General features: G+C 74.1%; 14 protein-coding genes and 1 pseudogene. 6 read left to right on the top strand and 9 right to left on the bottom strand.

From position 1 onward, the window contains the following. Nucleotides 1–233 (bottom strand): annotated as a pseudogene (locus DEF28_RS28570) (hypothetical protein); the annotation flags it as partial. A gap of 18 nt (nucleotides 234–251) precedes the next feature. On the opposite strand from DEF28_RS28570, the gene DEF28_RS27685 reads away from it, so the two are divergent. The 3 genes from DEF28_RS27685 (at nucleotide 252) to DEF28_RS22400 (ending at nucleotide 2,156) form a co-directional block, all read left to right on the top strand. Continuing rightward, nucleotides 252–410, top strand: a complete 159-nt coding sequence (locus DEF28_RS27685) for a hypothetical protein (protein ID WP_158562901.1) — start codon at nucleotides 252–254, stop codon at nucleotides 408–410. A 129-nt stretch (nucleotides 411–539) separates the two neighbouring features. Continuing rightward, nucleotides 540–1,523 carry an NAD(P)H-quinone oxidoreductase gene (locus tag DEF28_RS22405; RefSeq protein WP_114399845.1) on the top strand — a complete coding sequence of 328 codons (984 nt, stop codon included), beginning with the start codon at nucleotides 540–542 and terminating at the stop codon, nucleotides 1,521–1,523. A gap of 78 nt (nucleotides 1,524–1,601) precedes the next feature. Then, nucleotides 1,602–2,156 carry a bacterial proteasome activator family protein gene (locus DEF28_RS22400; protein ID WP_114399844.1) on the top strand — a complete coding sequence of 185 codons (555 nt, stop codon included), beginning with the start codon at nucleotides 1,602–1,604 and terminating at the stop codon, nucleotides 2,154–2,156. Between the two features lie 74 nt (nucleotides 2,157–2,230). Here the strand turns inward: DEF28_RS22400 and serS are convergent, their stop codons facing one another. Beyond that, complete coding sequence (gene serS, locus DEF28_RS22395) at nucleotides 2,231–3,496, bottom strand: serine--tRNA ligase (RefSeq protein ID WP_114399843.1); 1,266 nt, start codon at nucleotides 3,494–3,496, stop codon at nucleotides 2,231–2,233. Between the two features lie 274 nt (nucleotides 3,497–3,770). Here serS and DEF28_RS22390 point away from each other — a divergent pair, with 274 nt between their 5' ends. Beyond that, a complete protein-coding gene (locus DEF28_RS22390; protein ID WP_114399842.1) occupies nucleotides 3,771–3,965 on the top strand; it encodes a hypothetical protein in 195 nt (64 codons plus the stop codon). 75 nt (nucleotides 3,966–4,040) lie between these two features. Here DEF28_RS22390 and DEF28_RS22385 read toward each other — a convergent pair whose 3' ends face one another. The 3 genes from DEF28_RS22385 to DEF28_RS22375 form a co-directional block, all read right to left on the bottom strand. Then, entirely contained in the window at nucleotides 4,041–4,850 is an 810-nt protein-coding gene (locus tag DEF28_RS22385) for an NmrA family NAD(P)-binding protein (protein ID WP_114399841.1), read from the bottom strand. Nucleotides 4,851–5,058: 208 nt separating this feature from the next. After that, nucleotides 5,059–5,862, bottom strand: coding sequence for a DUF2786 domain-containing protein (locus tag DEF28_RS22380; protein ID WP_114399840.1), 804 nt, complete (start codon nucleotides 5,860–5,862; stop codon nucleotides 5,059–5,061). Nucleotides 5,863–5,956: 94 nt separating this feature from the next. Next, nucleotides 5,957–6,400: a hypothetical protein gene (locus DEF28_RS22375; RefSeq protein ID WP_114399839.1), complete on the bottom strand. Its 444-nt coding sequence runs from the start codon at nucleotides 6,398–6,400 to the stop codon at nucleotides 5,957–5,959. A 231-nt stretch (nucleotides 6,401–6,631) separates the two neighbouring features. On the opposite strand from DEF28_RS22375, the gene DEF28_RS22370 reads away from it, so the two are divergent. After that, on the top strand, nucleotides 6,632–7,456 hold the full coding sequence (locus DEF28_RS22370) for a PhzF family phenazine biosynthesis protein (RefSeq protein ID WP_114399846.1): 825 nt from the start codon (nucleotides 6,632–6,634) through the stop codon (nucleotides 7,454–7,456). A gap of 27 nt (nucleotides 7,457–7,483) precedes the next feature. On the opposite strand, the gene DEF28_RS22365 is transcribed toward DEF28_RS22370, so the two are convergent. Then, nucleotides 7,484–8,398, bottom strand: coding sequence for an NUDIX hydrolase (locus DEF28_RS22365; RefSeq protein WP_114399838.1), 915 nt, complete (start codon nucleotides 8,396–8,398; stop codon nucleotides 7,484–7,486). Between the two features lie 178 nt (nucleotides 8,399–8,576). Here DEF28_RS22365 and DEF28_RS22360 point away from each other — a divergent pair, with 178 nt between their 5' ends. Further along, nucleotides 8,577–9,890 carry a hypothetical protein gene (locus DEF28_RS22360; RefSeq protein WP_114399837.1) on the top strand — a complete coding sequence of 438 codons (1,314 nt, stop codon included), beginning with the start codon at nucleotides 8,577–8,579 and terminating at the stop codon, nucleotides 9,888–9,890. 48 nt (nucleotides 9,891–9,938) lie between these two features. On the opposite strand, the gene DEF28_RS22355 is transcribed toward DEF28_RS22360, so the two are convergent. The 3 genes from DEF28_RS22355 to DEF28_RS22345 are packed head-to-tail and all read right to left on the bottom strand — an operon-like array spanning nucleotide 9,939 to nucleotide 11,918. Then, nucleotides 9,939–10,658: a hypothetical protein gene (locus tag DEF28_RS22355; RefSeq protein WP_114399836.1), complete on the bottom strand. Its 720-nt coding sequence runs from the start codon at nucleotides 10,656–10,658 to the stop codon at nucleotides 9,939–9,941. 11 nt (nucleotides 10,659–10,669) lie between these two features. After that, complete coding sequence (locus DEF28_RS22350) at nucleotides 10,670–11,290, bottom strand: DUF4352 domain-containing protein (protein WP_114399835.1); 621 nt, start codon at nucleotides 11,288–11,290, stop codon at nucleotides 10,670–10,672. Nucleotides 11,291–11,294: 4 nt separating this feature from the next. Next, complete coding sequence (locus DEF28_RS22345) at nucleotides 11,295–11,918, bottom strand: hypothetical protein (RefSeq protein ID WP_147280222.1); 624 nt, start codon at nucleotides 11,916–11,918, stop codon at nucleotides 11,295–11,297. Between the last annotated feature and the right edge of the window lie 525 nt (nucleotides 11,919–12,443).

Genomic DNA, 12,443 nt, shown 5'->3' with positions numbered 1-12,443 from the left:
CCGCCGGCCACACCGCCCGGCGGCGCGGGTGGCCGCGCGTACGGGGGCGGCGGCGGGACGGGGGCGGCCGCGAAGTCCGGGAAGTCCGCGACGTCCCCTCCGAACCACTGGTCGGCCGGCGAGAGCGCGGCGTCGCCGGCGGCCCGATCGGGTCCGTCCCCAGGTCCTTCCCCGTGCTCGCGCAGCGGGGGTCGGCCGCCGTGGTCCGAACCGTCGTGATCTGTGTGTGCCACCGCGGTTCTCCTCCAGGAGTGCATCACGAAACCGACACCATCGACGTCGAGCGGGGGCCGGCGGACGACGAGCGGGAATCCGTGCCGGGCACCCAGCGTGGCGAGTTCCGCCCGCCCGAGTCAACAACGACAAAACTATCGTTCGAGAAAACCGGCACGGCGGTTGTGCGGCGTTGACGGGGCCGGCACCACCGCGTCCGTTCCGGAGGGCGACGCCCGGCCGTCGTTCGTCGCGTGCGGCACCGCGGACGGCCGCGGGCCTTCGCCGGACGGCTCGGAGGCGGCCGGGGTGGGTAGCGTTCTGCCATGCGTGCGACAGTCATCACCGAGTCCGGGGGACCCGACGTCCTGAGCTGGCGCGAGGTCCCCGATCCCGTCCCGTCGACCGGAGAGGTCCTCGTGGAGGTGGCCGCCACGGCCGTGAACCGGGCCGACGTCAGCCAGCGCCAGGGGAACTACCCTCCGCCACCCGGTGCCCCCGAGTATCCCGGGCTGGAGTGCGCCGGCCGTATCGCCGCCCTCGGACCCGGGACCGAGGACTCGGGGTGGCGGGTCGGCGACGAGGTGTGCGCCCTGCTCAGCGGCGGCGGCTACGCCGAGCTCGTGGCCGTCCCGGTCGGCCAGCTGCTCCGGGTGCCCGCCGGTCTGGACGCCGTCGAGGCGGCAGCGCTGCCCGAGGTGGCCTGCACCGTGTGGTCCACGGTCTTCATGGTCGGCCGGCTGCGCCCCGGCGAGACCCTCCTCGTCCACGGGGGCGGCAGCGGGATCGGCACGTTCGCCATCCAGCTGGCCCGGGCGCGCGGGGCCCGCGTGCTGACCACCGCCGGGAGCGCCGCGAAGCTGGAGCGCTGCCTGGAGCTCGGTGCCGACGTCGGCATCGACTACCGCCAGGAGGACTTCGCCAAGCGGGTCCGGGAGGAGACCGGCGGCGCCGGTGCCGACGTGATCCTCGACATCATGGGCGGGAGCTACCTCGACCGGAACCTGCGCTCACTGAACGTGGGGGGCAGGCTGACGGTCATCGGGCTCATGGGCGGGCGCTCGGCGGAACTCGACCTCGGCCGGATGCTGGTCAAGCGGCTGTCCGTGCACGCCACCACGCTGCGCTCCCGGCCGGTGGAGGAGAAGGCGGCCATCGTCGCCGAGGTCGCCGAGCACGTCTGGCCGCTGGTCGAGAACGGGTCGGTGCGGCCTATCGTGGATCGCAGGATGCCACTCCCGCAGGCGGCGGAGGCCCACCGCGTGATGGAGTCGAGTGCCCATATCGGAAAGATCGTGCTGACCAGGTGAACCAGGTGAATCCGTGCGTCCCCGCCAGCGGAGGCGGTACCTGGCCCGAGTCCCCGACAGCCCCTAGGTGAGAGATTCATGAGCAACGGTTACAGCGATGAAGAGCAGCCGCACGTGCTGATCGTCGGGCCTGGCGGTGCCGTGCCGCCCGGACACCCGTCGGGTTCCTCGGACGGGGAGGGCCAGGAGCCGGAGGAGCGGCCCATCACCGAGATGGTGGAGCAGCCGGCGAAGGTCATGCGGATCGGCAGCATGATCCGGCAGCTGCTCGACGAGGTGAAGGCCGCCCCGCTGGACGAGGCCAGCCGTGCCCGGCTGAAGGAGATCCACGCCAGTTCCATCAAGGAGCTGGAGGACGGCCTGGCGCCCGAACTCGTCAGCGAGCTGGAGCGGCTCTCCCTGCCCTTCACTGAGGGCGAGACCCCCAGCGATGCCGAGCTCCGCATCGCCCAGGCCCAGCTCGTCGGATGGCTGGAGGGCCTGTTCCACGGGATCCAGACCACCCTGTTCGCCCAGCAGATGGCGGCTCGCGCCCAGCTGGAGAACATGCGCAAGGCGCTGCCGGCCGGCATGCCCAACCCCCAGGACGCGCAGGGGCAGCAGCCCCCGCACGGGTCCGGCCCCTACCTGTGAGGCCCGGGGCCCGTCCGGCGCGGCACCCGCCGCGCCGGACGGCCCCGCGCGTGCCGCGCCGGACCGGCCGGCGGTCAGCGGCGCACCGGCTCCAGCACATCGCGGCCCAGGTGCGCGCGCAGCGCCTCCGGCACCACCACGGAGCCGTCGGCCCGCTGGTGGTTCTCCAGGATCGCCACGATCCACCGGGTGGTCGCGAGCGTGCCGTTCAGCGTGGCGGCGAAGCGGGGCCTGCCGTCGGCGCCGCGGTAGCGGATGTTCAGCCGCCGGGCCTGGAAGTCGGTGCAGTTGGACGTGGAGGTCAGCTCGCGGTAGCGCCCCTGGGTCGGCACCCACGCCTCGCAGTCGTACTTGCGGGCCGCGCTCGCCCCCAGGTCGCCGCCGGCGATGTCCACCACCCGGTAGGGCAGCTCCAGCAGGTCCAGCATCTCCCGCTCCCAGGCGAGCAGCCGCAGGTGCTCGTCGTGGGCGTCCTCGGGCCGGGTGAAGACGAACATCTCCACCTTGTTGAACTGGTGCACCCGGATGATGCCGCGGGTGTCCTTGCCGTAGGAGCCCGCCTCGCGGCGGAAGCACGACGACCAGCCGGCGTAGCGGTTGGGGAGGGCGGCGGCGTCGAGGATCTCCCCGGCGTGGAAGCCGGCCAGCGGCACCTCCGAGGTCCCCACGAGGTAGAGGTCGTCGTCGGGGAGCCGGTACACCTCGGCGGCGTGCGCACCGAGGAATCCGGTGCCCTCCATGGTCTCCGGTTTCACCAGCACCGGTGGGATCACCGGGACGAACCCGTTGGCCACCGCACGCTGCATCGCCATGTTGAGCAGCGCGAGCTCCAGCTGCGCGCCGACCCCGGTGAGGAAGTAGAAGCGCGCGCCGGCGACCTTGGCGCCCCGCTCGGTGTCGATGGCGCCGAGCAGCTCGCCGAGCTCCAGGTGGTCGCGCGGGGTGAAGTCGAACTCCCGGGGAGCGCCCACCTGCTCGATCACCCGGAAGTCGTCGACACCGCCCGCGGGGACGTCCTCCTCGACGATGTTGGGCACCGCGGCGAGGAGCGCGTCGAGGTCGGCGGCCAGCCGCTCCGACTCGGCCTCCGCCTCCTTCACCTCGGCCGACAGCGCCTTCGCCTGGGCCAGCAGCGCGTCGCGCTCCTCGGGCGCGGCCTGGGACACCGACTTGCCGACGCTCTTCTGGTCGGCCCGCAGCGACTCGAACCGGGTCAGCGCGGCACGGCGCCGGGAGTCGAGGTCGAGCAGCCGGTCGACGACGGATTCGTCTTCGCCCCGGATCCGCTGTGAGGCACGCAGGCGGTCGGGCGCTTCCCGTAGAGCACGCAGGTCGATCACGTGAGCAGGGTACCGGGGAAGCCCGGGCGCTGACATCTCCGTTTCCGGCCGCACTGGTCAGGGGCGCGGTGCGGAGGCCGCCATGGTCGGCCGATCACGGATTTTCTCCGGAACCCGCGTCATACTCCGGCCGCTGCTCCGTGGGTCCAGTGACGGCGGAACCCGCGGGAGGGGCGGGATCGGCCGTCGCCCCGGTCCGGGCAGCCGGCCCGGGCCGGGGCCGCCGCGGAGGGTGAGCCGCGCCGTGCCGGCGCGGGCCAGGGGAGGGAACCTGATGACCGACTGGTGGATGCTGAAGCGGGTGGGCACCATGACCGCGCGCGAGCTCACGGCCGCGCTGGAGCACGTGGCGCACCTGTCGCCCGACGACGCCGCGCTGGAGATGGCCCTGCGGCACGAGCTCACGCTGGCGGCCACGGACGAGTGGATCTTCGGCGAGGACGACCGCCGGCACCGCGCCGCCGCGTGACGGCCTGGTGCCGGCCGCGGCCCGGGCGGCGCTCCGCATGCCGGAGACCCCGGGCCGCGCGGCCCCGCCGGACGGTCAGCGGAAGGAATCAGCGTGGTCGGCGGCCCACTCGGCCAGCGTCCGCGCCGGGCGGCCGGTGACCTCCTCCACGGTCCGCAGCGCCTTGGGCGGCTGCGCCTCCCACTCCGCGAGGTAGGCGAGGTAGTAGTCCGCGATCTCCCGCGGCCAGCCCTGCGCGGTCATGTAGTCCCGCGCCTCGTCGGGGGACACGGCCTGGAACTCGACCGGCTTGCCGATGCCCTCGGAGATGGCCCGGACCTGCTCGCGCTGGGTGAGCGCCTCGGGGCCGGTGACGTCGTAGACCCGTCCCGCGTGCCGGTCGTCGAGCAGCGCCGCCACCGCGACCGCGGCGATGTCGGCCTCGTGCACCGGGACGCCGCGGGCCTCCGGGTAGGCCATGCGTGCGACGCCTTCCTCGCGGATGGACTTCGCCCAGTAGTCCAGCTTGTTCACCGCGAACTCGCCGGGGCGCACGTGGGTCCACTCCAGGCCGGACTCCTCGATCGCGCGCTCGACGCTCTCGAAGGGGCGGCTGGAGGACAGCAGCACGATGCGGCGGACCCCGGCCCGCTTGGCGACGTCCACGACCGCCGGCGCGGTGTTGAGCACCGGGGTCGGGAACAGGAACACGCTCTCGACGCCGTCGAACACGGCCGGCAGGGTGTCGATGTGGGCGAGGTTGCCCTGCACCACCTCGACGACGTCGGGCAGCTCCGCCTCCTTGGGGCGGCGGGTCAGGGCGCGCACCCGCCGGCCCGCTTCCACAAGCTGGTCCACCACGCTGCGGCCGACGTTTCCGGTCGCCCCCGTCACCAAGATCGTCATGGCTCCTCCTGCTCACTCGGTTCCGTCACGCCGGGCAGGCGGTCCTCACCTGTCCGGGAGTAATGAGACTCAAACTTGGTTACCCAAGTTTGAGCACCGATCGAGAATGGACGACGCGAGGGGGACCAGTCAAATTTGGGTACCTGTCGGAGCGTCCGGAGGGAGCACCCGGCTGGTTCGGTCCGGGGCGGGCGCGGCTGGAGCCGGTCTAGTCGGCGTCCGTCAGCGACGCGGTTCCGCCCTTGCCCACCGCGGTCTCCATACCCAGTTCGGCGCGGCGGCCCCGCAGGTACCCGGCGCGGTAGCCGGCGCGGTGGTGGGTGCGCTCCGGACGGGTGGGGCGCAGCTGCGGGAACCGGCGCTGGAACTCGTCCTGCACCCGGTCGACGTCGTCGCGCAGCACGAGTTCGGCGCCGCGGCGGGCGGCCGCCTCCTCGGTTCCGCCGCCGGTCGCGGCCTGCTCCGAGGTCTCCCGCAGGCGTGCCCGGAACTCGCGGATGCGCTCGGCCACCGCGTAGCCGTAGGCGCGGACGAACGAGCGGTAGAAGCGGCTGCGCTCGGTGGCCAGCGCGGAGCGGTCGTAGTTGCGCAGCGCCCGGAGGTTGGCGACGTGCTCACGGGCGGTGTAGCGGGCGGACGCCTCCATCTGCATGGTGATGGAGGGCAGTAGCACCCGCAGCGAGTCGAGGGCGGTCACCGTGCCCACGATGATCAGCGTGCGGTCGGTGTTGGCCGAGGTATTGCCCCGCACCGCCGACTGGCAGCCGTAGGCGGAGGCGATGGCGGCCAGCGCCTTGACCCGGGCCTTGCCGTGCCCGCCGACGCCGGAGACCGGGAAGTCCAGCCGGGTGACGGACTCCGCAGCCTCTCCCCGCTGGGCGCGGGCCTCGGCCTCCGCGATGGCGTGCCGGGTCATGAGCTCGGCGGCCTTCGCGGTGAACGCCTGGCTCTCGGCGTCGGTGACCGCGGGGTCCTCCGCCATGCGGAGGAGCCCGCGGACCCGCTCGATCATCTTCTGGCGAGCCTCGGTCGACCGAGCTTGAGTTGACATACGGCCTTGGCGATCTCCGTGTTCGGGGCGGCGGCCGCGGTCCGGCGCGCGCGGGTCAGGCAGACTTGTTACCAGCGACCATACCGATGATCCCCAGGATCACCCAGATCACCGCGGCCGCCGCGACACCGGAGAGGACCGCGCCGAACAGCGCGCCGACGAGGGAACCGCCGAGCACGCCGCCGATGAAGGTGAGCAGCGCGCTCCCCGCTCCGCCCAGAGCCGCCGGCACCATCGCGAACCGCCACGGGTACTGGCCCGCGTAACGGCGGGCGCGGCGGTCGCCCTTGCGGCCGAGCAGCGCGACGCCGCCGCCGACGAGGGCGAAGGCGAGGATCGCGGTGCCGAGCGCGTCGGGGATGGCGCCCAGCCCCTGGTTCAGGCTGAACAGGAAATCGACGGCCCCCAGCACGGCACCCGCGGCCGTTGCCGTGCCCCACGGCCAGATCATCGTCGCCGAGGCGACGGGGGTGAATGCGTTGCCGCGCTCAAGCGTCATGTCTGCTCCTCAACTCGTGAGCGTGCCAGCGTGGCCGGATCCGCGCCGACCGTGCCAGCATGCCCGGGCCGCCGTCCACCGTGCATCAGGGCGCACCCCTGACTTACCCCTGACCCTGCCGTCCGGCACTTCTCGCGGCCGCACTGTTCTCCTTCGGGCCCTCGTGGACCCCCGCCCCGACAACGATCCGGTGCACCGTTCGGTGCCCGGCCGCTCGTTATGGTGACGGGCATGCCGAGCTTTCGCGTGGTGGACGCCTTCACCGACCGGCCCTTCGCGGGCAACCCGGCCGCCGTCCTGGTGCTCGACGGCGGATACGACCCCGCGTGGGCGCAGCGGGTGGCCGCCGAGTTCAACCTCTCGGAGACCGCGTTCCTGCGTCCGGCCGACGACCCGGGCGCCCACTATGAGCTGCGCTGGTTCACTCCGGTCACCGAGGTGTCGCTGTGCGGCCACGCCACTCTGGCCGCCGCGCACGCGCTGTTCGAGGAGGGGGCGAAGTGGCTGGCGGATCCGGCCGGACCGATCCGGTTCCGCACGCTGCACAGCGGCGTCCTCACCGTGCGGCGCCAGGACGGACTGCTCTGGATGGACTTCCCCGCCCACGCACCCGTGGCCACGGACGTCCCCGAAGGACTGGAACGCGTCCTGGGCACCCAGCCGGTCCGCACCGCGCTCGGCGGGACCGGTGACCTGCTGGTCGAGGTGGCCGGCGAGTCCGTGCTGCGCGGGCTGACGCCGGACATCCCCGGTCTGGGGGCGTTCGCCGAGCGTGGGGTCATCGTTACCGCCGCCGCGTCGGCCGGCGCCGCGCACGCCTTCGCCTCGCGGTTCTTCGCCCCCAACGCGGGCGTCCCCGAGGACCCGGTCACCGGCAGCGCGCACACCGTCCTGGCGCCGTACTGGGCCGAGCGGCTCGGCCGGCGCGCGTTCGAGGCGGTGCAGTGCTCCGCGCGAACCGGCCGGCTGTGGCTGGACCTGCCCACGGACCCGCCGGGCCGGGTCCGGATCGGCGGCGCCGCGGTGACGGTCACGCGCGGGGAACTGCTGGCGTAGCGACCGGCCGGCCCACCCCCAGCGGGACTACGCCGCGCGGCGCGGCAGCCAGGACAGCGGCGCGACGTCCGCACCGGCCGCCGCCGCGCGGCCGGCCACCTCGGGATCGTCGGCGACGACGAGCACCCGATCGCCCGGGCAGCGCCGGGCGAGCAGTTCCAGCACGGTCGCGGCCGGTCCCCCCACGGCAGGGACGACCTCCACCCCGGGGCCCCGGGCCGCCTCCCCGACCGGGCGGAGGGCGCCGGCCCCCGCCGTGGCCGGCACCACCAGGCGGACGGCCGGGAACCACTGGTGCAGCGTCGGCCCGACCGCCCCGGCCGGCAGTTCGGCGCCCGTCAGCCCCACGGCGGCGAGCGCCGCGAGGTCGTCCCGCAGCCGCCGGGCGCCCGCGGCCGTCGCGGCGTCCCCGGCCGCTCCGTCCGGGCCGTTCGGTGCATGCGTGTTCGACCCGGTGGCGTCGACGACCAGGACCAGGCGCTCGGCCAGGGCGGCGCGCAGCAGCGGCCACACGGCTCCGAAAGCCGGGAGCAGCGGCAGCGAGGCGACCTCCTCCAGCGCGACCCAGCGGATGGCGGTGCTCTCCTCGTTTCCCGGGGCGAACGGCCGCCGCTCGGGCAGCCGGGCCAGCACGGTGTCGTAGCTCCACACCGCGTGGTCGATCCGGTGGACGGCGTTCAGCGTGTACCCGTCGAGCTCGCCGGCGACCTCCTCGCCGAACTCCCGCAGGGCGGCCTGCACCGACGTCTCGCCGCTGTCACGGGCGCCGCCCGGCATGCCCCATGTGTCGCCCTGGTGGCTCCACCACACCCGGTGCTGGAGCAGCACATGCCCGCCCGAGGGGCCGGCCGCGTGCAGCAGTAGCCCCGACGCGCCGTACCGGCCCCACCGGCGCGACCCGTCCGGCAGGAACACCCACCCGTTGCCGTCACCTTCGCTCACCGGCTCTCCTTTCCCGCTCGCGGCTCCGCGGCGCCCTCGCGCCCCGGTGCCGTCCGCGTTCTCGGGTGTCCCGTCCCGCGACAACAAGATTGCCAAGTGCGGCCTTCCCCGGCCAGACCGGCATCGGGCCTCTGGCGCCCGGAGGGGGCGGCGCTAAGCTGGCCCGACGATGGACAGAGTGGCGACGTCCGCCCTGCTGGTCCCGGTGTACGCCCTCGATCTGGCACGGCGGCACGGGGCGGTCCTGCTGTGCGTCTATGCCGCGGGCACCCTGCTGCACGAGCTGCTCATCCGGCTCATGGTGTGGCTGAACGGGGTCGACAGGGTGGCCGCACTCGCCGGGTTGAGCGTGTCCATCCTGGTGACGCTCACCACCACCATCCTGATGTTCCACCTGCTGCGTCCGGCGCTGCCCACCCTCGACGCCGAGCTGCTCCCGCCGCGGCGGCGGGCGAACGCGCCAGGCGGGTTCGCGGAGCGGGAGCGCCGCGTGGTGGACGCCGTCGCGATGGCGATCCTCCCGTTCCTGCTCTTCTACAGCGCCTGGGGCCTGTTCGTGGAGGAGTTCCGCGAGTACAGCATCACGGTCGGCAACACCCACGGGATCCTCGGCTTCGAGGGGCTCACCGACGTCGATGCCATGGGGCTGCCCATGGCCGTCGCGCTGGCCTCCCTGGCCGGCCGGGTGCTCCTGGAGAAGCTGTACGCACGCTCCCGCAACGTGTGGCTGGGCGTGCTGACCGCGCTCTTCGAGGCCAACTGGATGTTCTTCGCGGTCTTCTCCGTCTCCCAGCTGACGGGCGACGCCGCGGCCTGGGTGGGCGACCGGGTGGTGGTCGCGGAGATGCGCGGTGCGGGGGAGGACGCGCTGGGCTGGCTGGCCGCGGCCACCTCGCTGCCGCTGGACTCCGGGTTCGCGGCGGTCGTGCGGGGCGCGGGAGAGTTGTGGCCGCACCTCAAGGAGGGTCTTGTCGAGCCGCTGCTGTGGCTCACCATCGTCGCGGTCGTGTTCGGTGCCGAGATCGACCGGGCCGAGGCGCTGTTCCGCAGGGGCGGGCGTGCCGAGCGGGTTCGGCGGGCGGCGGCCCGGCTGCCGGAGCTGGTGCGGGGTGTCGGACGGTTCGCGGGACGGGACCTGCGGGAGAAGTACACGCCGTTCCTCAACGCGTTCCGGTTCATCCTCCGGGTCAGCCCGGTGTTCTACCTGTCGTTCTGCCTGTACTACGGGGTGCTGGAGCTGGGCTTCGCGTGGCTGGAGCGCGGGGTCTACCGGCTGGTGGGGCCGCACGAGTTCCTGGCGTGGTGGTGGCAGTGGCTCGGGCCGATCGACTTCGCGGTGAGCGCCCTGCACGAGATCCTGCGGGTCTGCCTGCTCGCGGCCACGTTCGAGGTCACCCTGCGCCGGCTCGGCCAGCACAGCGTGGGACGGCGCGCCCGTCGCGCGGTGCCCGGGCCGCCGGAGCGCGCCGGCGCCGGCGCGCCGTCCGCCTGACCGGGGCGGACGCCGGGGAGCCGGCCAGCCGCCGACCGCCGATCCGCCCTAGTCGCGGAAGAGGACGGCCGCCGGGCGCGGGGCCCGCGCCGCCTCGGACGTGTCCACCCGGACCTCGAACCCCAGGCCGGCCACCGCGTCCTCGGGAACGAGGAAGGTCGCCACCAGCCCCTGCCCGGTGTCCGCGGGTACCGCCTCGCCGTCGGCGTCGCCGCAGCCGAACGTCGTCGTCCCGACCTCCTCGGGCAGCTGCCGCAGGGAGAACTCGGAGGTCTGGTCCCAGGTGCGCCCCGCGTCGTCGACGGCGCGGATCTCGCAGGAGTTCAGCAGCAGCCGGCTGGCACGGGCGTCGCCCGGCGTCACGATGAACACCGCGTCGACCAGCTCGGTGCCGGGCGGCGGATCCTCGCCGCCGGTCGCTCCCGTGACGGCACCCCGGAACTGCCACTGGCTGCCGGCGAGGTCGGCGCTGGGGCCGTCGGCCACGACGGCGGACGGCGGCATCGTGCCCTGCTCCAGGAGGGCGCGGCGCTCCAGCCACCACGGCACCGCCGTCGCCGCCGGCACCAGGACCAGCAGGGCGAGGGCGACAGGGATCCGGTCGCGCAGCCACCGGCGGGTCCGGGGCGGCGGCGCGGTGCCGTCCGGGCCCCCGGCCGTGCTCCCGGCGGCGCTTCCGGTGGTGTCCCCGGCCGCGGACGGCGGCTCGGGCGGCAGGAAGGCCGGCGGTCCGGCGGGAGGCGGCTGCGCGGGTTCGGGTCGGTCCATCCGGCGGCCCCCTATCGGTAGGTGACGGGCTCGATCGCGAGCGAGTCGGCAGCGGCGTCGACCAGCCGCTCGATCCGGTCGGCGTCGAGACCGAGCCCGACCTCGGCGCTCGCCGACAGCCGGTCGTCCAGGCCCTCGCGCGCCGAGACGGTCAGCGTCGGATCGGTCAGCCGCTCGCGCGGAACCTCGAAGGCGAAGGCGCCGTGGCGGGGGATGCCCGGGTCCAGGCGGGTGCCGAACGCGTTCAGGGCGTTGGACAGCCGGTCGGATGCGGCGTAGGAGTAGCCGCTCCCGGTCTCCAGCAGGACCGGGTCGGGGACGGTGAGGCTCGCGTCGGTCGCGGTCATCGTCGCCCAGACCACCACCCAGATGGCGCGGTTGCCCGGATCGGCGGTCAGCCGCGGCCCCGCCCCGAGGGCGTCGCCGTCGGAGACCGCGTGCGCGAACTCCACCTTCTCCACCTCGATGGTGAACCGCCGAGCGTCCACCGGTTCGTGGGCGGACCCCCGGTGGCCGATGGGGGCAGTGGCGTCCTCGAAGGCGGGCCGCATCGCGTGCGCGGCGACGATGCCGCCGAGCAGCAGCAGGCTGGCCAGGGCGGTCGCGGCGCGGCGCAGGAGCGGGCTCGCCACGGGGCTAGCCCCGCTCCACGGGGAGGGCGATGTCGGCCACCCGGTCCTCCGTCGACCGCCAGGCGGAGCTCTGGTCGAGGAAGCCGGGCGTGAACTCGGCACCGAGGACGACCAGTCGCAGCCGCTCGACGTCGGCGACCGAGGCGAGGCGCTCCGGGACCGGCCAGCGCAGCAGGAACGTCTCGGTCATCTCCGGCTGCACATAGCCGGCGGGGTAGTCGGGGTCGCGTTCCCGGGTGATCTGGAGCCCGCTGGTCTCCACGTCGACGCCACCGGGTAGCACGGTGGGCCGGACCATGTCGGCGAGCGTGTGGGCCGGCACCGGGGAGCGGTCATGGGAGGTGAGTTCCGCGCGCACCTCGATCCACTCCGAGGTGCCGGTCAAGCCCTCCGCGGTCACGATGGACGCGCCGTGCACCTCGAGTGTGAACAGGTCGTTGCGCACGGGGGCGTCCGCGGGCCCGGGCGGGGCCTCCGGCACGGGCGCGAACCCGCCGGTGCGCCACAGGGCGAGCAGTAGAGCGGCGACCACGACGGCGAACGCCGACGCCAGCGCGGCACGGGCGGCCGGGCTCCGGGGGAGGAGGTCCCCGGGGCTCACATCGTGGTCCGGCGCGTGATGTGCCACGTGGGAAGTGTAGAGGTAACCAGTGATCTCGGTCAGCGGCGGCCAGTTCGGGACACGTCGGAAAGGCGTGCGACGATCCAGAAGGGGCAGACTGCCGACGGGTGGTGACGAATTTCCCCTCGGGGGTGCGCTCGGAGCCCCCGGACCTCCCGTAAGCGAGCTGAAAGCGGATCGGAAGCGGGCGTCTCTAGAGTTGGGCACACTCTGCGAGACCGGTTCACGGGAGGACGGCCCGTCGGACCGGTCTGGCGGTCGCAGCTGTGACGTCGAAGTGCCGTGCGCGCCCGCGTGATCCCGGGGTGCCGGAGACGTCGCGGTTGGCCGGATTTGGCTGAGTCGGCTGGGGTTCCTCGACCGTGGCGGGTCAGGAGACCCCGGTCGGCACACCGGTTCCGGCGGGGAGGAGAATCCGGGTGGCGTCGTGACCGGCACGGGCGGTGGTTCTGCGCCCGGGGTACGGGAACGCGCCGCCCGAGACGGGGCCGTGGGGGCGCGTTCCCGTACCCCGGGCGCAGAACCACCGCC

It is taken from the genome of Marinitenerispora sediminis (assembly GCF_003336425.1).
GTDB classification, from domain to species: domain Bacteria; phylum Actinomycetota; class Actinomycetes; order Streptosporangiales; family Streptosporangiaceae; genus Marinitenerispora; species Marinitenerispora sediminis.
The sequence above is the reverse complement of the archived record's forward strand: the minus strand, read 5'-3'. Positions and strand labels throughout refer to the sequence as shown.

Bases quoted from the DNA above. Each gene is read 5' to 3' on its own strand.
- DEF28_RS22405 (WP_114399845.1), top strand. From the start codon at position 540: ATGCGTGCGACAGTCATCACCGAGTCCGGGGGACCCGACGTCCTGAGC.
- DEF28_RS22400 (WP_114399844.1), top strand. From the start codon at position 1,602: ATGAGCAACGGTTACAGCGATGAAGAGCAGCCGCACGTGCTGATCGTC.
- DEF28_RS22390 (WP_114399842.1), top strand. From the start codon at position 3,771: ATGACCGACTGGTGGATGCTGAAGCGGGTGGGCACCATGACCGCGCGC.
- DEF28_RS22385 (WP_114399841.1), bottom strand. From the start codon at position 4,850: ATGACGATCTTGGTGACGGGGGCGACCGGAAACGTCGGCCGCAGCGTG.
- DEF28_RS22380 (WP_114399840.1), bottom strand. From the start codon at position 5,862: ATGATCGAGCGGGTCCGCGGGCTCCTCCGCATGGCGGAGGACCCCGCG.
- DEF28_RS22375 (WP_114399839.1), bottom strand. From the start codon at position 6,400: ATGACGCTTGAGCGCGGCAACGCATTCACCCCCGTCGCCTCGGCGACG.
- DEF28_RS22370 (WP_114399846.1), top strand. From the start codon at position 6,632: ATGCCGAGCTTTCGCGTGGTGGACGCCTTCACCGACCGGCCCTTCGCG.
- DEF28_RS22355 (WP_114399836.1), bottom strand. From the start codon at position 10,658: ATGGACCGACCCGAACCCGCGCAGCCGCCTCCCGCCGGACCGCCGGCC.